This window comes from Sphingomonas natans, assembly GCF_030546695.1.
Classification (GTDB): domain Bacteria; phylum Pseudomonadota; class Alphaproteobacteria; order Sphingomonadales; family Sphingomonadaceae; genus Sphingomonas_I; species Sphingomonas_I natans.
This window is the reverse complement of the sequence record NZ_JAUOTP010000002.1, coordinates 204,907-227,574: the sequence shown is the minus strand read 5'-3', so window position 1 is coordinate 227,574 and position 22,668 is coordinate 204,907. Positions and strand designations below refer to the sequence as shown.

Sequence of the window (22,668 nt, the reverse complement as noted above, 5' to 3'; positions counted from 1 at the left end):
GCAAGGGATTGGGTGATGCAAGAGGCAATTTGGGTGGCGGGTCATCGCGGGATGGTGGGCAGTGCCATTACCCGTCATCTGCGTACGCTGGGTCGGCGGGTCATCACCGTCGACCGCAGCGAGCTCGACCTGCGCAGCCAGGCTGCTGTTGAAGCGTGGATGCAGCAAAATCAGCCCTCGTCTATCATATTTGCGGCTGCGAAGGTTGGCGGCATCCTGGCCAATGACACGCTGCCCGCCGACTTTCTTTATGACAATCTTTGCATCCAAACCAACACCATAAATGCCGCGCATCTGGCGGGCGTCAATAGGCTGGTTTTCCTAGGCTCATCATGCATTTACCCAAAAATGGCTAACCAGCCCATTCGCGAGGACAGCCTTCTAACTGGACCCTTGGAGCCTACCAATGAATGGTATGCCGTGGCCAAGATTTCTGGACTGAAGCTTTGCCAAGCCTACATGCGGCAGTTTGGCCGCAAGTATGTGTCTGTCATGCCATGCAATCTTTACGGTCCTGGTGACAATTTCGATCTACAGAGCAGTCATGTGTTGCCGGCGCTCATTCGCAAGTTCGTCGCGGCGAAGCGGAATAACAGCCCGGACGTCGAGATTTGGGGGACGGGCACGCCGCTGCGGGAGTTCATGCATGTCGACGATCTCGCATCGGCAGTCGTCCACTGTCATGACACCTATTTTGGATACGAGCATATCAATTGTGGCAGCGGTGAGGAGGTGAGTATTCGCGGGCTTGCCGAGGTCATCGCCGAAGCGATTGAGTACACGGGGCAGCTCCGATTTGACGGCTCTAAGCCCGACGGAACGCCGCGTAAGGTCATGGATTCGCAGCGGTTACGCGCCACCGGTTGGGCGCCCCGTATCTCCCTTTTGGAAGGAGTTCGTTCGACGCTCGATTGGTACGAGGGACAGCACGAATGAACCAGTGGCTTAGCAGCTCCCGACAGGCGTGGCGGACCGATGCCGTGTCAGGAAATAATCGGTGAGGACGACCTTCCAAGCGCTTGTGCCGACAACCCACCCTCATGTGGGCCCGACACTTCATTTGCTTCACGGAACGAAACGAATCTTCTTCGACGAGGGCGAGGGCCGCGTGAAGATTTTCAGCTGTGCCGTGGCCGATCATAGCGATCTGGCGGATGTTCACCGTAGCTCTCGTCTGGGAGAGCAATTTAGCGAATTCCGGGACGCCGACGCATCAGGCGCTACACTGCTCATCGACGGTGCGACCGAAGGGTGGAGCTTCAGCGAAAAGATCGCTGAGGGGCTGCACCGGATACTGGAGGAGCTTTCGATCGCGCCTGCGCGCGTTCTTGTCGTAACAACAAATCACCTTTTTACCGAGGATTACAGGGCGTGGTGCAATAGCCGAAACGTGGCGCCTGTGAATCTGTTCATATACGACTACTGGGCCTATAAAATTGCAGCTGAGCTCGTCGATCAGGCTGGGTCGTTGGAGCAGGCTTTAATGCAGCCGATCCCGGAGCCGAAAGTGAGCAGTAAGCTGCTCACATACAATCGTGTATTTAAGGCCCATCGTGCCGCGGTGGTGCTGCAGCTTCAGCGAAACGGCGAACTTGCCAGTAGTCATGCCTCATTTATGCCGGATGCTCGGCCGCTGCCCTCCGATGAGCAAGAGCGAATGGGCTCCTATCTCGCGAGCCTCGGCTGGCCGAGTTTGACTGACCTGATGCCAGAATGGCCGGAACTGGCCCGCAAGGTGCCGCTCACAGCTGATCGGACTGCCGAGGATGAGTATCTGAGTTATGTCTTCGGCACGATCTTGGCTGATATATACGCGCATGTCGGTTTTGCGGTTATCACGGAAAGTGACTTCGGGGTCGGCCGTGTGGACCGCGTTACCGAAAAGCCTTTCAAGGCCATCGCTAATCGCTGCCCCTTTGTCTTGGTTGGTCAGGCCGGCCAGTTGGCGCGGCTTTCGAGCCTTGGTCTGATCATGGGCGAGATGGCCGATCCCAGCTATGATACCATCGCTTGCGCCGACAAGCGGCTCGCGACCTGCTTGCGCCTGATCGACGAACTCAGTCGCAAATCCCTGGTCCAGCTTGAGGAGGACCGGCGCCGGCAGGCCGATACGCTCGATGCGAATTTTCGGACGCTTGTGGAGCTTGCATCTCAAGTCTCCATGGGGCGCTTAGCTGACAAATTGGCGGAGGCGCTGCCATAAGGCGAGGGCTTAGGGGTTGGCCGCAAGCTCTTGCAAGCCGTCTGCCGGTAGGTCAAAGCCCGCCGGCTCGCTCACGATATCGGCGAAGCGGCGGCGTACGCGCCGAAAGGACCATGGAAAATATGTCGAAGCGCGCGTTGATCACCGGTGTTACGGGCCAAGACGGTGCCTATCTGAGCGAATTTCTGCTTGGGAAGGGGTATGAAGTGCACGGTATCGTGCGGCGTTCGTCGCATCTCGGGGTCGCCGATCATCGCCTTCGGTGGCTCGGGATCGCCCACCGCGTCGTCATGCATGATGCGAACCTGTCCGATCTGGGATCTCTCGTCCGCGTGGTGCAGCAGGTGCAGCCCGACGAAATTTACAATCTGGGCGCGCAATCTTTCGTGGCAACCTCCTGGTCTCAGGCGCTCGTAACCGGCAACATAACCGCGTTGGGTGTCACGAACATGCTCGAGGCGATCCGTCTCGCTGGAAGTTCAGCCCGTTTCTACCAAGCCTCGTCATCCGAAATGTACGGCCTCGTCCAGCACCCAGTGCAAAGCGAGAAGACGCCTTTTTACCCACGATCGCCTTATGCGGTTGCGAAGCTTTACGGGCATTGGATTACTGTCAACTATCGCGAGAGCTTTGGGATGCACGCTTCCTCTGGCATCCTGTTTAACCATGAGAGCCCCTTGCGCGGCATCGAATTTGTAACAAGGAAAGTAACAGACGGTGTGGCTCGGATTAAACTGGGTCTGGCCACCGAATTGCGCCTCGGTAACGTCGATGCCAAGCGCGACTGGGGGCATGCGCGGGATTATGTGCGCGCGATGTGGCTTATGCTACAGCAGGATGTGCCGGACGATTATGTAGTTGCAACCGGTGTCACGACGAGCGTGCGGGAAATGTGTGAACTTGCGTTTGCCCGCGCCGGTCTAAATATGTCTGATCATTTGGTGATCGATCCTGATCTGTTCAGGCCTTCCGAGGTTGACATACTGCTCGGAGATCCAACGAAGGCGCGCCAAACTTTTGGCTGGGAGCCGAAGGTCTCTTTAGAAGAAATGATTTTTGAAATGGTGGATGCCGACCTCGTCCGCGTGTCGCGTTTTCTGGGCGGTTGAGCGCATTGAGCGAAAGGACGGAAAATCGTTGATGGGAGTGTCATGGATCGCTGCCCACTCGAAGCATCGAGCGGGCGCAGAGATTAGTCAATGCGCCGCAAAGCGCTGGGCCTAGAGATACGGGGATTGAGCTACGTGATGGCTATCTCGGACCATGAGGGCGTCGGCTCCTCGAAAGCTGCAATCTTTACGATCAGCTCCAATAACTACATGCCTTACACCCGAACGTTGATTGAATCATCCGTTGCACATCATCCGGACGCCGATCACTTTTTGTGTCTTGCTGATGAGGAAGTTACCCTTACAGGCTTCTATCCCGATGCTTGCACGATTGTCCCCGTCGCCAAGGTTGGCATCACGGAACTGCAGGGGTTCGCGTTTCGCTACGATATCATGGAGTTCAATACGGCCGTAAAGCCGTATATGTTTCTTCACCTTTTTGCGGCCGGTTATGACTCCGTCATCTATTTCGATCCTGACATCAAGATATATTCCCCGTTGACTTCGGTGTTTGATCTTTTGAATAGAGGAGACAATGCGGTCTTTACACCGCATGTAACACGTCCGGCGGAAAACTTGCTTCCTCCGGACGATATTTCATTTATGAAAGCAGGCGTCTACAATCTTGGATTTGCGGCTTTCCGCAAATCAGATGCGGTTGAGGATGTGTTGCGGTGGTGGGCGCGTCGGCTCCGTTATCAATGCCTCAATGCTCAAGATGAGGGCGTATTCGTCGATCAAAAATTCATGGACTTGGTCCCAGGCTTCCTAGACCGTACCATCGTGCTGCGACAGACCGCGCTAAACGTCGCTTATTGGAATCTGTCTCAGCGGGAATTAGCGATGGATGATGGCGCTTGGCTAGTCGACGGCGAGCCTCTTGTCTTTTTCCACTTCAGCGGCTTTGATCCTCGCGCCTCTGAGCAATTGTCCAAACATACGCTGATGTTCGCCAGTAATAATGGTGGATCGCTTCTCGGGTTACTAGATAATTACAAGTCAGACCTCGTCAAGAACGGACTGGGTCGCGTTCCGCGTGGTAATTACGCTTTTGGAAAGTTTGAGAGCGGTGCCAGCATCCCGCTTGTGGCGCGCAAGCTGTTCCGCGAGGAATTTCCTGTCTGGGACGGGGATCCTTTTGCCACCTTTGCGGGCTACCTAAGTGCGCCGGCGGCCGGCGTGGCGAATGCTCCCCAAGGGATCGTCTGCACAAATTTGATGAAACGGCTCTGGTTAGAATCGCCGTATTTGCGCGAATCCTTTAACCTGCACGACGTGAGCGGAGTGCAGGGTTTGTTGCACTGGTTTCTTGGCCATGCGCACGATGCGGGGATTGATCCGCGCCTCGTCCAACCATCGGTCGATCGCATTGCTTCTGCGCGACGGCGGCCCCGACGAGCTCTTCCATCGCGCGATTCCAAGGCGATTGACGTTTCCGTGATAGGATATCTTCGTGCCGACACAGGCGTCGGAGAAGTGGGACGGCTGACGCTGCAGTCTTTCGCCGAAGGGCCTTACAATAGCGAGGGTTTAGACGTATCTCTGAATGTCGCTTCTACGCGAAACAATAATAGTTGCGAACACCTGCTAAGCGAATCTGCGAGCGGCAGGGTGCAGATCTTCAACATTAATGCCGATCAGCTCCCATATGTTCAGGAGGGTATGCGCGATCGCCTCCGTCAGGACGCGTACCGGATCTGCGTTCCTTTCTGGGAACTGTCGAGCTTTCCGGAGGCTTGGCTTTCGGCCTTTGATCGCGTGGATGAGATCTGGGCGCCAACGCGCTTCATTCAAAGCGCCTTGATATCGCGCGTCAATAAGCCGGTCCAATACATGCCGATAGCGCTGCGATTTGACCGCGCCAAGACGTTTGAACGGGCCCATTTCGGATTACCGTCCGGCCGCTTTGTCTTTATGTTCTCTTTTGATTTCCTTTCCTTTAGCGGCCGCAAAAATCCTCTGGCCGTGATCGACGCTTTCAAGCTCGCTTTCGGCGGGACATCGCGGGCACGCGACGTCTCCCTGGTCATCAAGTGCGTCAACTCGTCGCTAGTGCCAGGTGCTCTCGCTCGCCTGCGCATTGCCGTGCCGACGGACATGGATATCCGGTTTATCGATGGCGAACTCGGTCGGGCGGAAATGTTGGGCCTGATCGGTTGCGCGGATTGCGTCGTGTCGCTTCATCGTAGCGAAGGCCTCGGCTTGCTGATCGCCGAAGCAATGGCATTGGGTGTACCGGTGATCTCAACCGACTATTCCGCTTCAACCGAGCTGGTGAGCGACGCGACTGGCTTCCCAGTCGATTATCGGCTGGTGCCGCTCCAGGCAGGGGAGTATCCGCATGGGGAAGGGCGCGTGTGGGCCGATCCGGACCTCTGTCATGCAGCGTGGCAAATGCAGACTGTCTTCGAGGGCGCCGGCACGCACGGTCCGTTAGTCGGGCGCGCGAAGAAGCGTTTGGAAGCCGAATTCGGATTGGCCAGCGTGCAGCAGCGGCAGGCGGCTCGACTTGCGGAACTCGGCGCGTAGCGACGGCCCAGTTGCAGAGGAATAAGAGTGGTGAGTATGGACGAAAAGGAACACGGCGGGGTACCAGGCCTCCACGATCCGGCGCGACCGCCTGTTCCGGCATCGCAGGTGAAGCGAGATGTCTGGAGTCGCGATGCGCTGGAGCTATTAAAGCTCGGTGAGGCGATCGTCGATCTTCGAGCTGATCAGCGATCACTTAGGCTGGAAAAAGAGGAACTGCGCTTTGAACGGGATCGCTTGCGTTCTGCGGTCGGAGAACTCCAGTCGAAGCTCACTGTCACACTCGCAGATCTAGACCAGGCCTTGCGAGAACGGGAGGCGATGGATGACCTGCGGAGAGAGATCGAAAAGATCGCCCGCGAGTATGAAGCGCGACTAGAAGAAGAACGTGCGGAGGTGGCGGCGGTTGCTTTGGAGTTTGAGCAAAAGCTACAACTGCACAAGGCGGAAAATCGCGGCGATGCGAGGCGGGAAGATGTGCGCGTGCGGCCCTGAGCTAATCATGAACGTTATGCGAGGGCACTCAAGCGGTCGTTGACCCGAGAGAGGGCTCAGTGACACGTCCCGCGAACAAGCGATATGGTGGAGAAATGTCGTGTCGATGACGAGAGATCAGGTGATCTGGGTGTATCGCGTAGTTCTGGGTCGGCTGCCCGAGAGCGAACAGGTTATTACGCAGATGATAGCGGATCATAGAGAACGAACCGATCTAATCCTTGCGGCGGTTCACAGCGACGAGTACAAATCTAAGTATCAAAACGGTGCGGATTGAGCAAAGCGGTGGTTAAAGTGGGCGATCGCCGTCGCCGATCACCCGCGACAGTCAATGTCAAAGCGGCCGAAAACGGAGCCTCTGAGGCGCGCTCTGCTATCTTTGTTCATTCTTCATTTCGAACTGGTTCCACGTGGCTCTGGTCGCTTTTCCGAACCAATACCAAATTCTGTGCATATTACGAGATTTTTAACGAATATCTGGCGACGCTGAGTTTGGACACGCTGAATCACTCTCATGACAAGTGGAATTCGCATCACCCGCCGACCGCCCCATACTTCATAGAGTTTGCGCCCTTGATCGCGGCCGACGGAGGCGTTTGCCATTATGAATCAGGGATGGCGCTCGCTCGCTTTTTCCCGGCAAAGGACGAGATCGGCGACCCGGTGCTCTCGGATGCGGAACGGTGCTACACGGCAAGTCTGATCAACGCCGCCCACGTCGCGGGCCGCGTTCCAGTGCTGAGTTGCACGCGCAGCCTCGCGCGGATTGGTGCGCTAAAACGAGCGCATGGCGGCCTCCATATCGCGCTGGTCAGACCTCTGCTCGCTCAGTGGTTTTCTTATTCCGACCAGTTCGCGGCTGGGAACGATTATTTTCTCCGCAGTGTTTTAACGACGGTGTTCAGCACCTCTGCCGACCCGGTCGCAAACACTCTGCAGCGGTTTGCCCGCAGTGCGGAACTCGCGGATACGGATGGCCTGCGGCCCAACGACGATGTCTTGATTTGCTTTCTGGTCCTTCACATTTATTTGGAGCATCTGGCCCGACTGGACGCCGATCTGGTCGTGAGCCTCGATGGGTTGGCCGAGGGCGCCGAAGAGCGCGCCGCACTGGAGACAGCCGTCACGGCTCACTCGGGTCTTCCCTTTTCGGTCGCAGGCGCGAAATCAACGATCGCGGCGCCCGACCTCCTCGTCCTCGATCTGGAACGTGTCGAACAAATGGTGGCTTCGCTGCTCCACCTGGCCGCCCACGACGGATCAATCGTCAGGGCGCCTGATGTCCTGCTCGACCTGGGTATAAGGCGCATCGCGGAGTTCGCCGAACGCTATCGGGCGTTTTTGTCGCAGGCTGGCGCTCTACATGGCCGATGGCGGCGTGATCGGGACAGACTAGCGGCGGAGGCGGAGCAGAGGGCCCAAGATCACGAGAGATTTCTTGGGGAATCACGTGAGGTTTTAAATCGCTGCTCGACACTTGAAGCTGAGCTCGCGACCGTGGAAGAGGCGCTCAGGGCATCTCTCAGTCACGGTGCCTCGCTAGAGGCCGCGGTTGCCGCCGACAATGAGGTCCGCGCCGGACTGCTTACCTCGCTCGAACATGGTGCGGCTGAACGGGACGAACTACATCTCGCCCTAGCCCTTTATCAGCAGCGGCTTGCCTCATATGAGCGGTCGCGTGGGACCCCGCTGCCCGGTTCGCTTGAGCCAGCGGATGTTGCGTCCCGTTGGAATGAAGTTATGCGGCGACTCAAGTAGGTCGCGCCAGGCATCAGCCTTATGCCCATCGATTTTGCTGAGCGCAGAGCTTGCGCATTGGGTCCAGTAACGGCAATGGCCGGTGGCCTTGCGAGGGCAGGAACGACGCTTAATTTGTTGGGGGCTTTCTATGACAGCGCGTTCGGACGTCGGGTGACGCGCAGCCTACAAGATATTGAGTGCTGCTCGGTTATCGTGTTGCTGCGCGATCTTCGGCGGCGGCAGTGTCCGCATGACTGATCGTCCAATCGTGATCACCGGTGCTGGTGGCTTCGTCGGCCGCCACCTCATAGACGCCTTGCGCTCCGCGATGCCACAAGCCGTCATCGTCGCAACTTCGGCTCGGCTGCGCAGTGGCGTCGATCAGGCTTTGGACACTACCAACGCGCAGCAGGTCGACGAACTCGTACGGACGTTCGCACCCGCGGCAATATTCCACCTCGCGTCCTTGTCGTTCGTACCCGATGCCGACATTGATCCCGAAGCTGCCTTTCGAGTTATCTTGCAGGGAAGTATGAATGTTGCCCGCTCTGCCTTGCGTTATAGCCCCGATTGCAGGATGGCTTTCGTCGGCAGTTCTGAAGTCTACGGCAAGTCCTTCAGTCAAACTGACGACCCGCTTGACGAAGGCGCTGTGCTCAATCCTCTGAATTACTACGCTTCTGCAAAGGCGGCGGCTGATCTCCTGATGGGGCAGTTTGCGCATATGGGACTGGCAGTCGTTCGTTTCCGTCCCTTCAATCATATTGGAGCCGGACAATCGAACCGATTTGTCGTCCCGAACTTTATCAGCCAAATCGTGGCTGCCGAACAGGGACGTGGACCGGCAGAGATCAAGGTGGGTAATCTTTCCGCCGTTCGCGATTTTCTAGACGTGCGCGATGTTGTGCGAGCCTATGTTCTCGCTCTCCAGCGTCCGGCGTGGAAAGGTGAGATCCTCAATATCGCGTCGGGCCAGCCGATCGCGGTTTTCGAACTGCTGGATCGGTTAATTGAACGCGCGAGAAGACCCCTCACCATCATCTCATCACCGGATCGCGTTCGAGCCGTCGAGATTCCGCGCGCGGTGGGGGATGCGTCGCGTGCGCGTTCCGTGCTGGACTGGAAACCTCTCATCCCGCTTGAAGAAACGATCGATGAACTTTTCAATCTCGAGCGACGGGATCCGACTCCTCCGGCGCCGTTTTCCTAAGGGGGCGGCACAATCGGTCCCGGTCAATATGCTGAAGCCGCCGACATGGACTTGAGACGTACGAGGGCCTATCTAAGCAACTTGAAGAGGAAAGATTGAAAGCGTGGACGTCTCACAAAAGCCGGAGGTAGGCGCTTTCCCCGCGAGCATTACCGAACAACACCGGGCTGCTCCTTACATTCATAGTCCGTGGGTTGAAGTGTCAGCCGATCGCCTATTCGTCGAAGGCGACGGCTTAGCGACGCTGTTAGCTCCACGACTTCTTCAGGATGTAGCCGACTATCGGGCCATGTTCCGCGCTTGGTTCGCGGTCTTACGCTCCGGCGGCCATCTTATTATCACCGTGCCACACACCTTCCTCTATGAGCGTTTGCTCAGCCTGCCATCAAGGTGGAACCCGCGGCAACGTCGCCTGTACACGCCCAACTCGCTGATGGCTGAAGTCGAGGAAGCCCTCGAGGCGAACAGTTATCGCGTCCGACTGCTATGCGACGACGATAATGGCTATGACTATGGGGTGGCGGCCGACCATCCCCCATCCGGTGCGAGCGACATTCTCCTAATTCTCGAGAAAATTGATCGTCCGACATGGAGGCTCGGTCCGCCGCTCGCGCCAAGCAAGATCCGAAGTGCGGAGCCCGACTACGCATTCGAGCCCAAGCGGACAAGGGTCGAATCCGTGTCGCAGCCGCCGCATCGACGGATTTTGATCCTGAAGCTGGACCATCTCGGTGACTTCATCATGTCACTAAGCGCACTGGAGAAGGCTCGAGCGCGGTTTCCCGGCGCGCACATTACGCTCATTGTCGGCTCATGGAATGTCGAGATGGCGCGCAATTCGAGTCTGGCGGACGAAGTCATCGCTTTCGATATCTTTCCGCGGAATTCCACAGAGGAGGAGGTGGACGTTCCGGGCAAAACCGCTCTGTTCGAGCAACTCCGGCTCGGCACGTTCGATCTCGCGATCGATATGCGCACCGATACCGATACGCGCTTCCTACTAACCAAGGTGGATGCCAAGTTGCGTGCGGGAGTCGGGGCCCGCTCGCAATTCCCGTTTCTGGACATCTTTCTGCCCATCAATCAAACGCGCAACGAAGCTGAGGCGGCCCGAGAGGATGTGCTGCGACATCGCGACTTCTCGTGGCAGGCTTCTGCCGATGCTAGCGAATTTCGCCTCAAGTTCGTAAGCAAAACGATTGATCGGGCGTCGGCTCTCGTGTGGGGGCCTTATTTTCACTTGCGGCCCGGTCGCTATGAATTTGAGCCCTTTATCGAGCCCAACCGGGGCGAGACCGGCCTTTTGACGTTGGACGTTGCGATCGATGCGAAACCAATCGTGCAACGAATCATTTCGCCAAGCGACCACGTGGGGAAGCTAGCCTTCATAGTAGAGAAACCGAGCCTTTCCTTCGAGTTCAGAATTTGGACAGTAGGCGATGCAGCGGCGTTTAGCTTCAGTTTCTATGGCGGCCGGCTGATTCGCGAGGGCGGTGCGAGCGTTCTGCATCAGTCCGAATATCAGCTCTTACTGATCGAGCTTGTGGCAAACCGGCTGGGCCGGTTCGGGGTGTTAGGAGAGATGCTGGCGCGATGAAGAATATCATCCTCGCCCCTTTCTCGAATAGCGACATACGAGATTGGCCGGCTGAGCATTACGGCGCTTTGATCGGATGCCTGCTCGACCGGGTCGAGCACGACCGGACAATATGTGTTGTGGGCACGGCGAGCCAAAGGTTGCGCGCAAACGATGTCGTACGGCCGCACCCAGCCGATCGCGTTTTCAACGATTGCGGCCGACTCTCTTGGGCGGCCCTGGTCGAAGAGCTCAAGGGCGCCGGCTGCGTCATCGGCAACAATTCTGGCATCGCCCATCTCAGTGGCTCGTTCGGCGTTCCTACGGTGTGCGTGTTCGGCGGGTCGCATCAACGCGCCGAATGGCGACCGCTTGGCGACAACGTGATCCTTGTCTCACGCGCGATTGGCTGTTCGCCGTGCCAGTTGGACCATAATAGCCAAAGTCCTTACGATCGCGCCTGTCTTCGCTTGATCGAACCGGCGGTTGTCGCAGATGCGGTCATGCTGGCGATGGCGCGGAAAACGGATCGGGCGATACGGCAGATCGCGGGCGTTCAGCAGGCAGGATTTTGACGATGCGGCGATGGTTGGCGCGGGCAAGAGACGTTCGGCGGCTTGAAGAAGCGGTCCAAGCGTTGCGCGACGGACTTGCTGGCTCGGAGGCGCGCGAGGAAGATCGCCGCCGCGAATGTGCAGATTTGCACGCATTGATTGATGATTTGCGACGCGACCGAGGCATAGACCAGGCCAGCGCGGATGAGCGCGTTCGCGCACTTGAACAGGAGCTGCGCAAGGCCGAGGAAGATCGCCTTCGCGCGCAGACGAAGCTTGAGATCGAACTTCTCAAGCTGCAGCGAACCATCGACCTGCAGGCCGAGCAGCTAGGCCGTACGGCAGCTGGCCTGCTCGATCGCATCCATGATTTTCAGGGAAGGGCATCGCGCACCGACGCGTGATCATGCTCCCCGTGGCTTGATGGATCTTAAACTCCGATTGACGTAACCAGCCCGGCAAAGCTACGGCTCGGTTTCCGATCGAGGCGCCTCTTACCGCATGTTTTTCGACAGATTGCGCTCTTCTCGCTTCAGATCGCGCACGATCGTAAAGCACTTGATCCAGCAGGGTGATAAAGCGCGCGAAGAGCGTCGTTTCGCTGAGGCGGCTACCTTTTACGCAGAAGCGGCCCGTCTGATGCCGCAGCGAGCCGGCCTCCATGTCCAGCATGGCCATATGTTGAAGGAGGCGGGTTTTCTGGAACGCGCCGAGCGCGCTTATTCAACTGCCCTGCGGCTGCTACCCGACGATGCGGATCTCGCGCTCCAGATCGGCCATTTTTATAAGGTGTCCGGACGTTTGGACGAGGCGGCACGCAGCTACGAACGCGCCTTGGCGCTGCAGCCCGGCTGGCTTGCCGCCGAACGGGAGTTGCAGGAGCTACAGTTTGCTCGCGGCCCGCAGGATGCACAGGGAACGGACAGGGCCGCGAATGACTCACTCGCGCTGCCGGTCGATCTGTTCGGCTCAGCAGATACTTTAACTTCCGACCAGATTGCGCGGCTGATACCCGAGCTTGCGCCGCGACAGGCTGCCGCTCTGTTGCAGGATTATCCGGAAGGTCTGCAGATTAAGCGTCTCGGTCGTTCCGAACGGAGCTTCTGGGGCAACACTCGCGTGTTGCGAGGCGTAGAGGCTGTCAGAGGATTCTGCATTTCGCCCCGGCCGGTCACCGAGATACAGGTCCTGTTCAACGGGCTGTCAGCATATCGCGGTCCATTGCGCGGCGGATACGAGCTCTATCATGCGCGCGATACGAACCGGTCGCTTAAATATGTGTTTAATGCGTGGATCGATGTGTCTGGGATGGTTCCGGGCCGATACACTGCGACGATCCGGTGCATTGACATAGAGCATGAGATTTACAGCTTCGAAGAAGCCGTCGTAATCGCGCCTTCGCCATTCGAAGAAAATTCGGGCTCGGATGCCGAAGTGCCGGTCCGTGAACCCGATCCTGTATCCCTGGAGCGAAAGATCCGGGCTCTCCCGAGCATCGTGCGCCCAGCGGAGCGTTCGCTGTTTTCGGAACGGCCGAAAAACGTGTTGCTGATGCGGACCGACCAACTTGGCGACATCATCTCTTCTACGCCCGCGGTGAAGCGTTTGAGGGAGCTCATGCCCTCCGCGCGCTTCGTATGTCTGATGACGGCTGCGAATGCCGATTTGGCGCGCACGCTCGATTTGTTTGACGAGATCATCGTGATCGATTTTCCGGACGACAAGGTCGAACGCCGCCGCCTGATGCCGCTTGTCGAACAGGAGGCCCTGCGGGAGCGACTGGAGCCGTACGCTTTCGATCTTGCTATCGATCTGTCCCAGTCGGACGTGTCGCGGCCATTGTTGCTGCTGTCGGGCGCTAAGTTCCTCTATGGTGTCGGTGGTGGCGACTGGCCCTGGCTGACCGCGGAATTTGGGCTGAACACCCATGACCAGCGCAATAGGCTCGATCGGGTGCCCCATTCGGCTAAAACACTGGCATTGGTCGAAACGCTGGGAGCGCTTCTGCGCGACAGCTTCGAGGTGGTTCGGCGTGAGGATCTAGATCGATCACGCGTCGATCGGTTCGGGATCGGCGGAAACGACCGCTATGCCGTACTTCACATGGGCGCACGCATCGAATTCTCACGCTGGCCTCGCTATGCGGAACTGGCCGTGCGGCTGCTGGATGAAACGGACGCTACGATCGTTATGATGACTGAGGATCCGTCGGCGCGAGAGGGGCTGTCTCAGCGCTTGCTCGACGATGCCCGCTTCATTCTGCTCGACGAGCGGTTAAGCTTCGACGATTTCGACGCACTTGTCTCCCATGCCGCAGTGCTCGTCGGGAACGATTCCGGGCCGAAGCATCTGGCCTCGTTTCGAGGCGTGCCAGCTGTGACCCTGTTCACAGCGCGCATCAACTGGAAGGAGTGGGGGCAGGAACGAGGCGGAGTCATCATCAGTCGGCGCGTACCTTGTGCGGGCTGTGCGCTTTTTCACGATCCCGAAGAGTGCGGCCAGGATTTCTCCTGCATTCGTGATATTTCGGTGAGCGAGGTATTTGATGCGACGGTGCGCGCTGGCGGCCTCGATGCGCGAAACGCTTGAACAACGATGCCGTTGATTCCTAAATTCATTCCGCAACGCCGCCTGGCTCGCGAACTCGTCGCGCGCGCCAACGAGCGCCGCGATGCAGGGCGCTTCCTCGAAGCGGCAGCGCTTTACGTAGAAGCGCTACGCTTTTTGCCACACCGTGGGGACCTTCACGTTCAGGCTGGCCATATGTTCAAGGAAGGCGGGGATCTTGCGCGAGCCGAGCAGCATTATCGCTCCGCCGAGCGGCTGATGCCCGAGGATGCCGATCTCGCGCTGCAGTTCGGTCATTTTTTGAAAGTCGCGGGACGGCGCGAGGAAGCGGTCACATCCTATCAACGCGCGCTTTCGCTCCGACCGGAGTGGACGGAGGTGCGAGAGGAACTCGTGAGGCTGGATGGCCTTTCCGATCAGCCGGCGACCTATGCCGAAACAGTGGTGTTGGACGTCGGCGCTGAGGCTGCAGCATTGTCGGCGTCGCTCGGTTTCACGGTCCAACGCGACCTTCTCCCGCGGCCCCCGGCCGAATTGTTACATGCGCATCGAGAAGGTATCGAAATCCGGAGTCTCGGACGCTCCGAGCGTAGCAACTGGGGCACGAGGAGAACTCTTCGCGGCGTCGAGGCCGTCCGCGGATTCTGCATTTCGCCGACGCCGCTCGTCGAAGTGCTGATCCTGGTAAACGGCATCGCGCGTCATCGCGGGCCGCTTGATGGCGGCCATGAGATCAAGCGGGAAAAGCATCGGCCCGAGCTGATGAAATACATCTTCAACGCGTGGATCGATTTCAGTCTCGATCTGCCCGGACGGTATGACGTGGGCATCCGGATCACGGATGTCAAAAACCGCCGTTACACACATCACGAGGAGATCGTGATTCAGCCGGCGCTTACCGAGGCGCAATATCCCCAGCTCGACGGCATCGTCGAAATCGACGCTGGTGATCCTCGCCCGATCGAACAGCAGATAAACGAACGGCCTTCGCAAATTCGTTCGGCCCGACGAGCTTTGCTGGCGGAGGCACCGCGTACGATCTTGGTGCAGCGGATCGACCAGCTGGGCGACATGGTCGTCTCCGTTCCCGCTTTGCGGCGGCTGCGTTCGCTCTTTCCCGAAGCGCGGATCGTAGGGCTTGTCAGCAACGCCAACCGGGATCTGGCGAGCGATCTCGGTCTGTTCGATGAGGTTCTGGTCACGGATTTTCCCGAAGACTGGGACCAGCGCCGGCGGATAATGCCGCTGGAAAAGCAGCGTGAACTGGTCGAGATGTTCAAGCCTTACCGGTTCGACATGGCGATCGACATGTCGGAAAACGGCTGGGCTCGCCGCGTTCTGCTGCTGAGCGGCGCGCCTTTTCTGTACGGCTTCCGGGCGGGCGACGACGTGCCGGGCCTCAGTCTCGATCTGGAAGGCAATACGCACGATCGCTGGAACGGCTATGAAGTCGTGCCGCACACGAACAAGATGCTGGGCATGATGGAATGGCTGGGTGCTCTTGCACGCAGCGAACCGAACGTCGTGCGTCGAACACACCCTTCTGACGAGGCCCTCGCTAGTCTGGGTTTGCGTCCGGGCCGCCGCTATGCCGTGGTGCATGATGGCGCTCGCCTGTTGTTCAGTCGTTGGCCTTATTTCAATGCCTTGGCCGAAGCGATTTTGCGCGAGACCGACCTGGATGTCGTCATGCTGCGGGATGATCAAAGCAAAGGTCCTGGCCTCTCCGCTGAGCTCGAAAATTCCGGGCGCTTCAGCCTGATGCCACCCAGGCTCAGTTACGATGCATTCGACGCATTGCTCGCGAATTGCGCGGTTTTCGCCGGCAATGATTCGGGGCCGAAACATCTTGCTTCGCTTCGCGGGGCCGAGGTGGTGAGCATCCACATGGCGCGCACTAACTGGAATGAGTGGGGCCAGGAAAGCAGCGGATACATCATCTCGCGCAAGGTTCCCTGCGCGGGTTGCATGATCCACTATGATGCCGAGGAATGCGGGGCAGATTTCGTCTGCTTGCGCAATATTACGACGGCGGAGGTAATGCAGGCTATCAAAACCGTCTTGGCCGAATCCGTTCCGCTGTCGGATCCTGCTCGATCGGAAGCGGGGTAATGGTGAGGCCTCCGACCGACTTGACCCGAACTCTCATTGACGACGCGTTCCGCCGGAATGCCGCGATGCTGACCGCCAATGCGCCGCTACAGGATATCCTGGATTTAGCCGAACTCGCATTAGTTGCAGGCGAGCGCGAGAGCGCGCTATTGCTCTTCGGCGTCGCAGCGCTTGAACAGGGGCTCTCCCCGGAGGCTCTGCGCTGGCAAGCAGCGATTTCTGAGAAGACCGGCCTGTGGCGAGCTCCCGCTCTTCGGGATGAGCCAGTCGCTCCGGCGTCGATGGTTGAAACGGGTCTTTTGGAGTTGCGACGCCTGCTGGCGGTGACCCCACCGCTGCGGGTTTCCAGCGAACCAATCCCGCAAGCGGAACCGCTCTCGCTCGCAGGCTACGCGCGGGTGAGCAGCGATCTGGCATTGGTCCTTCCGGCGATGCTACAAGCTGGCTCCGACTCCGACATGGTCGCCCTTTCACGGCTGATGTCCGATGTCGCGCGTTGGAGCCTTCCACGCGAGGTTCGGCGGATCGACGCCGATCCTGCTGCGATGACGATGATCGTTGTCTATGATCGCGTGCAACGGCTTGCGCGCAGACTTGAAGAATTGGCAGCTCTCGGTTGGGATGATGCCTTCGCTCAGACGATCCGGCTCGGTTGGGGAGGGCTCGGCCCTTGTCTGTCGAATGTCATCCGGCTCGTCCGGGATGGGCGCGACTTACCGGCTTTCATTCGGGTCGCCAGTGTCGAGCCTCTTGCTGTGGACGAAGAGGTGGCCTGGCTCATCGCGCTAACGGTGCAGGCACCGCCCTATGCGGCGCGCCAGATCGTCCGGATCGTTCATTTTCGCGGGGCGGCGGGCTCGCTGCAAAGCCTGATCGGGAGGGCTCAAGATCTCCATACCAGGGAATGGGCTTGGGCTGCCCGGGACACGGCGCTCAGCACCGGCGACGTCGATGCGGCCGTGGCTTCCCAACGCGCGCTCACTCGCCTGGCGCCGGGCGACTCGTCCGAATGGATCATCCTGGGCGATTTGCTCGGGTTGAGCGGCGATCTGAAGGGAGCCGGGGAAGCATTTGATCATTGCCAGACGCTCGGCTGGAATGCGCAGGTCGGTCTCCGGATCAAGGCTCTCGCCGAAGACGCCTTTTCGCTTGCGTCCTGCTCGACAGGCTTTTTCGGCGATCCCTCGCGCGCGCACATTGTCGCGCATCTGGGCGCGGCGAGCAGGTCTGTTGCCTAGCCGTTACCGGTAAGGATCGGCTCGGTCGAGGTAAGACTGCACGTAATCGGCCACCGACTCTTCGAGGCTGAAAAACGGCGTCGCAAAGTCTGCGTTTCGAACTCGCTCAAGCGATGCCTGCGTAAAATATTGATATTTATCGCGAATGCTCTCCGGCATATCGACGTAATCGATCTGGGGCGAGCGGCCAAAAGCCGCGAAGGTCGCGATAGCGAGTTCCCGGAACGAGCGGGCCTGCCCGGTCCCGACGTTGTAAATGCCAGTGGTGCCCCGGTCGTGAAGGTGAAGGGCGAGCGCCACCGCGTCCTTGACGTAGATGAAGTCCCGACGCTGATCGCCATCGTTGATCCCCTCACGGTGGCTCTTAAACAAGGTGATACCTTCGCCCCGTCCGATCGGCCCTGCAATCTTGGCTACGATGCTCTGCATCTCGTCTTTGTGATACTCGTTCGGCCCAAAGACATTGAAGAATCGCAGACCAACGCAGCTCGGAGGAAACGGCGCACCGCGGGCGATCCGATCGGCCACGACGAAATCAAACTGGCGCTTGCTCCAACCATACAAATTGAGCGGCCGCAGCGCTCGTACCGCAGCCGGAGAAGCGTCATCGTCGAAGCCCAGCTCTCCATCTCCGTACACAGCTGCAGAGGAGGCGTAGAGAAACGGGGTCTCCCGATTCGTGCAAAACTCTAAGAGGTCCAGCGAGAGACGGAAATTGGTCGCGATGACAGCATCACCGTCCCGCGCTGTCGTACTGGAAATGGCGCCCATGTGGATGATGGCGTCAACGTCGGTCCGACGCTCAAGCCAGCTTAGGAGATCCGGCGGACTGATCCAGTCGACGAAGCCGGCTTTGGCCAGATTGCGCCATTTGGCGCCCGACCCGACCCAGTCGCATACCGCGATGTCGTCGCGTCCTCGCTCGTTTAGCGTCGATACGATATTCGAGCCGATGAAGCCGGCGGCGCCGGTCACGACGATCATGCTGCTATCACTCTTGTTGCCCGTGCAGGTGCGGAGGCCTAACGGCCGAGACCCTGCCATTGTCCGACCGGCAGGCGGATTGCAACCGTCCACACAAGGGCAAGGACGAAGCGTTTCGCGCGCAGACTGTTCCGGCCTGTAGAGCGCCGGCGTTACGGCATCATTATCCTTGCCGTTCTCCGCAATGGCGTCGAAGCCGGCAGGCCGGGTCGCGGCAGCAAAAACGTCAACGCGATCAGCGTCGCGCCGATATGACGATGACGAAAGTAAACGAGGGAGCTTATGGGTCGCCTATTGAAACCGTATGCGACGCTAACGCCCGCCTGCGTACTCCGTAAGCACCATTTTTACGCGCCAAATGCGATACTGGGCCGGACGGCAGGATTGCGGGAAATGACGAACTTACTCCATTTGCCCACGATCGGGCATTGAACGTCAACGGCAAAGCGGTTCGCCGCTTTTGTCACGCCATCCCACGAAATATAATCGTCGCCCAGCAGAACTCCGTCATCGCTGAGCAAGCGCCAATAGTTCTGGAAATCGCGGTAGGCCGGCTCTTCTTCATGCGCAGCGTCGATGTAAACGAGATCGGCTTTTATCCCGACGCTCCCCAATATCACGGCCGCATTATCCGACGTGTTCGCGAGCGGGATGATCCGGTCGGTAAAGCCCGCGCGGATCACATTGCTCAGGAAGGTGTAATAGAGCCGCGGGAAGCCGTTCTGTAGGAGCAGCGACTCTCTCCAGCCGGGTTGCTGGGCGAGAAAATGTTCGGGCGATCCGAGCCACGTATCGACGCAGATGATGGTCGTATCGAGCCCGAGTTCCTTGGTGATCCCGGCCATGTGTATGGCGGACGCGCCCTTCCAAGTCCCGACTTCGACGATCACCTTGGGACGGATGGCTGCGATGAGGTCCCGGAAGATGGGATCGTCCGATCCCCAACCCTGAAGATCCGAAGGGTAATCGGAGGGATCGAATCCTTCGTACGGGGACGTCTCATAGAATTTGCTCAGCAACGACACCCCGGTCTCCCGCTTGCTTGATACGATCGATTTCACTCTAAACGACGCCGCACCCCTACTCGGCTACGAGCGGAAAACCAGCCCCGGCTGGGTTGGCGACATTGAATAACTCGGCGAGCTACTCAACGCGCGCTTCTTGAAGGCGCCTTGCTTCGCCGCGGAGCGGCATCCATAGGTGCGCCGACTGAGACGGAGAGTTGCCGACGCTATGGGGATCACAGCGGAAGACGTGACAGCTGCGATCGAGCTGATCTTGGGCAGGACTCCGGAACCAGCGCTCGTACAATATCATGTGGAAATGGGATTCTCCGATCGGGCGGCTTTGGGTCGCTACCTGATGTCGACCGACGAGTTCCAGCGGTTGAACCGCGGCGAGCCGGTGGATCTTTCTAGCTGGGAAGGGCGCGCGGCCGCCGGCCGGGACCGCCGGCGACAGCTCGCATCGTTCGGCCCTAACGCTTTCGGCCTAGTCGTCGAGGCGAAGCGCGGCCTTTTCGTGGTAGATCCGGAGGATAGTGCCGTCACCGGCGCATTGCTCCAGACCGGCGAATATGGAGAAGATGAACTCGCACTGGCTGCGACTTTCATTCAGCCCGATAGCAATGTGCTGGTGGTTGGAACGCACATCGGCTCGTTGGCCGTGCCACTTTCCAAGCTCTGTTCCTCGCTGGACGCGGTGGAGGCCAACCCCTCCACGCAGCGCCTCGCCGAAGCCAATCTTCGCGTGAATGCATGCTGGAATGTCACTCTCCACAAGGTTGCGGCCGGTGAAACCCGGGGGCAGATTCCGTTTCTGATCAATCGGGAAAACAGCGGCGGATCGAAGAGGAAGCCTTTGGTCGACCGCGACTTCTACCTCTATGACGATCCCGAGCAGGTGATGGTCGATTGTTTTCCGCTTGATGAAATTTGCGGTGGGAAAAGCTACGATCTAATCATTATGGACATCGAAGGATCAGAGTTCTTCGCGCTCAAGGGGATGCCACGAATCTTGTCGAAAGCGCAGGCATTGAGCGTCGAATTTCTGCCGCACCACATCCGCGACGTCGCCGGCGTTCCGATCGATGCCTTTGTAGATCAAATCGAGCCCCATTTCGCGTGGCTCTATGTGCCAGATCGCAACGAGGTTTTCAGTGCCGGCGGCATGCGAGACGAGCTACGACAGATGTACGAGCAAGGTATTAGCAGTGCCGGCCTATATTTCCTGAAGGACTGCACTGACAAGTGGCGCGCGCAAGTTGGCGCACGGCTGAAATAAGGTCATCGTGGCCGGCGCGTCATGACGGACGTGGCCTAGTTTGCTTGTTGGGCGGGCAGTAAGTCCAGCAGAGCCTTAAAGACCTCTTCAGGCTGGATGGCGCGGATGCAAGCAAACGCTTTGCCGCATTCCTCTTCGCGTGGGCCGATGCCACATCCTGCGCACGGAACTTGCCTGCTAATAATCGAACCGATCCCGGTCTGTCCCCATTCGCTCCAATTCAACCTTGCCATATGAAGGCTCACGACCGGAATACCGCGTAGCGCAGCGAGATGCTTCGGACCTGAATCGTTGCCTACGAAGGCCATGGCGTTCCCTAGCAAGGCGTCGAACGCATCGAAGGGTAACAGGCCGGAAATGCGTTTCAGCCGTTCGTGGTCGGGCAGATCGGCAATGTCCTCGCCCATTGTCACGACCGTTAGGTCGGTGCGCTCCACCAGTATTTTTACCAGCGCCCGGAAGCCCGGCCAGCGGCTGTACGCGAGGCGCGCTCCCGAATGGAGCACAACAAAGCGGGTCGTGCCGTCTATTCCGAAGGGCGCGAGCAACGTTGCCGGCAATGCCCGCGGTGCTGGCTCGCTATTGTTTCCCACGAGGGTGGAAAGACTGTCTACCAGCGCTACCAGCTTCTGTGCCGTTGCCGCCATTTCATGATCATTCCCCGGATCGCGAGCACCGAGCTCGAAGCCTGCCGTCATCCATGGAAATTCGCGCGCTTTGAAGCCATAGAGAAATCGGGCCCCGGAAAGCAGGAGCAACGGGCGCGAGCCGCTCGTTTCGGCAAGATCGAGCGCGATGTCGAAACAGTATCGCGATAGCGTTCGGCGCAATTCCATTTGGGCGGATGCGGTCATCGTCCGCGGACCGTCGGCGACATCCTCGATGAACGGCGCGACGATCACCTCGTCGATCATCGGCAGCGTGCGACCCAGATCGGCATTCGATTGGGCCAGCAAAGCGACGATCTGGGCTTTGGGGAAGTGGGATCGCAGTCGCGCAAGGGCGGGTACGGAGCAGGCAAGATCCCCCAATTGATCGGCGCGCTGTACGAGGATGGTTTTGGGCGGTTCCATGAAGATCGCGCGAGCCGCGGTTCGCACCACGCTTGGACGAGCGTTTATCGCATCTTCCAAGAGCTGCTCGGCGGGCACGGGGAGCGGAATGATCGCATCGGACGCGGCTGCCAGGGGGTCGCTTCGCGGCAACGCTATTTCCAGCACGACGCGATGAGTGCGGCTCCATCCGCGACCGTCGGAAACTCGCAGCTCGATCTGCGCTTCTCCAAGGGAAGCCGTCGAGAAGTCGTGCCAGATATTGAACACGTACTTCGACTGCCTTGCGAGTTCGTGAGCGTGGAGGGGCTCCCGGGCGACGATGTGCCCATCGACGGCGAGAGTGACCTCCTTCAACAAGGTCGAGCAGATCACGAAACCGCGCACTGCCTCTACTCCGCGGAGCGCCCTGCGATCGCCGTTCGCGCTCCGGAGCCGAGTCCCGCCGAGCCTCGTTACATGTAACCCTTCGCGTAGCTGCTGTGGTGCGGTTAGACGGCCTGCCGGCAGCAACTCAGGTACGACGCCTTCGACCGGCGATTCGCCCAGGACCCGCCAGAAATCAGCCTGCGAGATGCGCTTCAGCTCTTCTTCGGCTTCCACCCAGCCGGGGCGCTGCGCTGCAGCTCGGCGATAGGCGTCCGCTGCCTCTGTCGGACGCTCGGCGAGCTTGTAGAAATGACCGAGCTGCAGACTCAAATCGGGATCATCCGGCAGCAAGAACAAGGCCCGGTTATAATGGACTTCTGCTCGCGCAAAATCACCGGCCTCCTTGTACATGTGGCCGCATTGGATATGGACTCGGGCATTGCTCGGCGAAAGTCGAAGAGCCTCCTCATAAAACGCCGAGGCCGTCAGGTAGCGTTGTGTGTCGCGTTCTGCATTGGCACGCGCCACAAGCCTCTGGACCAGCCCCGCGCGCGAGCGCGTGGGTAGTCTGGAACCGACGAGTTCGACGATGTTTCGCAGCAATGTACTGATCTTGCCCACGCTCCGAGGCAGCCCCCGATCGCCC

17 protein-coding genes are annotated in these 22,668 nt (G+C 58.9%); 14 read left to right on the top strand and 3 right to left on the bottom strand.

Going from position 1 to position 22,668, the window contains the following annotated elements:
- Positions 1–15: 15 nt before the first annotated feature.
- From Q4F19_RS04695 to Q4F19_RS04635, 13 genes are all read left to right on the top strand, one after another.
- Positions 16–936 (top strand): GDP-L-fucose synthase family protein, encoded by a 921-nt coding sequence (locus Q4F19_RS04695; RefSeq protein ID WP_303540305.1) that lies wholly within the window; start codon positions 16–18, stop codon positions 934–936.
- A gap of 172 nt (positions 937–1,108) precedes the next feature.
- Positions 1,109–2,203, top strand: a complete 1,095-nt coding sequence (locus tag Q4F19_RS04690; protein WP_303540304.1) for a hypothetical protein — start codon at positions 1,109–1,111, stop codon at positions 2,201–2,203.
- Positions 2,204–2,316: 113 nt separating this feature from the next.
- Positions 2,317–3,312 carry a GDP-mannose 4,6-dehydratase gene (gene gmd, locus Q4F19_RS04685; protein WP_341850158.1) on the top strand — a complete coding sequence of 332 codons (996 nt, stop codon included), beginning with the start codon at positions 2,317–2,319 and terminating at the stop codon, positions 3,310–3,312.
- A gap of 135 nt (positions 3,313–3,447) precedes the next feature.
- Positions 3,448–5,841 carry a glycosyltransferase gene (locus Q4F19_RS04680; protein WP_303540994.1) on the top strand — a complete coding sequence of 798 codons (2,394 nt, stop codon included), beginning with the start codon at positions 3,448–3,450 and terminating at the stop codon, positions 5,839–5,841.
- Between the two features lie 36 nt (positions 5,842–5,877).
- Positions 5,878–6,336, top strand: a complete 459-nt coding sequence (locus Q4F19_RS04675; protein ID WP_303540303.1) for a hypothetical protein — start codon at positions 5,878–5,880, stop codon at positions 6,334–6,336.
- Positions 6,337–6,609: 273 nt separating this feature from the next.
- Positions 6,610–8,094 carry a hypothetical protein gene (locus Q4F19_RS04670; protein ID WP_303540302.1) on the top strand — a complete coding sequence of 495 codons (1,485 nt, stop codon included), beginning with the start codon at positions 6,610–6,612 and terminating at the stop codon, positions 8,092–8,094.
- A gap of 250 nt (positions 8,095–8,344) precedes the next feature.
- Positions 8,345–9,286 carry an NAD-dependent epimerase/dehydratase family protein gene (locus Q4F19_RS04665; protein WP_303540301.1) on the top strand — a complete coding sequence of 314 codons (942 nt, stop codon included), beginning with the start codon at positions 8,345–8,347 and terminating at the stop codon, positions 9,284–9,286.
- A 103-nt stretch (positions 9,287–9,389) separates the two neighbouring features.
- Positions 9,390–10,883, top strand: a complete 1,494-nt coding sequence (locus tag Q4F19_RS04660; RefSeq protein WP_303540299.1) for a glycosyltransferase family 9 protein — start codon at positions 9,390–9,392, stop codon at positions 10,881–10,883.
- A complete protein-coding gene (locus Q4F19_RS04655) occupies positions 10,880–11,437 on the top strand; it encodes a glycosyltransferase family 9 protein (protein ID WP_303540298.1) in 558 nt (185 codons plus the stop codon). Before Q4F19_RS04660 ends, Q4F19_RS04655 begins: the two co-directional genes overlap by 4 nt.
- Positions 11,438–11,439: 2 nt before the next feature.
- On the top strand, positions 11,440–11,820 hold the full coding sequence (locus Q4F19_RS04650) for a hypothetical protein (RefSeq protein WP_303540297.1): 381 nt from the start codon (positions 11,440–11,442) through the stop codon (positions 11,818–11,820).
- Between the two features lie 97 nt (positions 11,821–11,917).
- Positions 11,918–14,005 carry a glycosyltransferase family 9 protein gene (locus Q4F19_RS04645; protein ID WP_303540295.1) on the top strand — a complete coding sequence of 696 codons (2,088 nt, stop codon included), beginning with the start codon at positions 11,918–11,920 and terminating at the stop codon, positions 14,003–14,005.
- Positions 14,006–14,011: 6 nt separating this feature from the next.
- Entirely contained in the window at positions 14,012–16,096 is a 2,085-nt protein-coding gene (locus Q4F19_RS04640; protein WP_303540293.1) for a glycosyltransferase family 9 protein, read from the top strand.
- A 65-nt stretch (positions 16,097–16,161) separates the two neighbouring features.
- Positions 16,162–17,334: a hypothetical protein gene (locus Q4F19_RS04635; protein ID WP_303540291.1), complete on the top strand. Its 1,173-nt coding sequence runs from the start codon at positions 16,162–16,164 to the stop codon at positions 17,332–17,334.
- Positions 17,335–17,337: 3 nt separating this feature from the next.
- Here Q4F19_RS04635 and rfaD read toward each other — a convergent pair whose 3' ends face one another.
- Positions 17,338–18,318: an ADP-glyceromanno-heptose 6-epimerase gene (rfaD, locus tag Q4F19_RS04630; RefSeq protein WP_303540289.1), complete on the bottom strand. Its 981-nt coding sequence runs from the start codon at positions 18,316–18,318 to the stop codon at positions 17,338–17,340.
- Between the two features lie 347 nt (positions 18,319–18,665).
- Positions 18,666–19,343 (bottom strand): class I SAM-dependent methyltransferase, encoded by a 678-nt coding sequence (locus tag Q4F19_RS04625; RefSeq protein WP_303540287.1) that lies wholly within the window; start codon positions 19,341–19,343, stop codon positions 18,666–18,668.
- Between the two features lie 229 nt (positions 19,344–19,572).
- Here Q4F19_RS04625 and Q4F19_RS04620 point away from each other — a divergent pair, with 229 nt between their 5' ends.
- Positions 19,573–20,601 carry an FkbM family methyltransferase gene (locus Q4F19_RS04620; RefSeq protein ID WP_303540285.1) on the top strand — a complete coding sequence of 343 codons (1,029 nt, stop codon included), beginning with the start codon at positions 19,573–19,575 and terminating at the stop codon, positions 20,599–20,601.
- Positions 20,602–20,636: 35 nt separating this feature from the next.
- On the opposite strand, the gene Q4F19_RS04615 is transcribed toward Q4F19_RS04620, so the two are convergent.
- Positions 20,637–22,643 (bottom strand): glycosyltransferase family 9 protein, encoded by a 2,007-nt coding sequence (locus Q4F19_RS04615; protein WP_303540283.1) that lies wholly within the window; start codon positions 22,641–22,643, stop codon positions 20,637–20,639.
- Between the last annotated feature and the right edge of the window lie 25 nt (positions 22,644–22,668).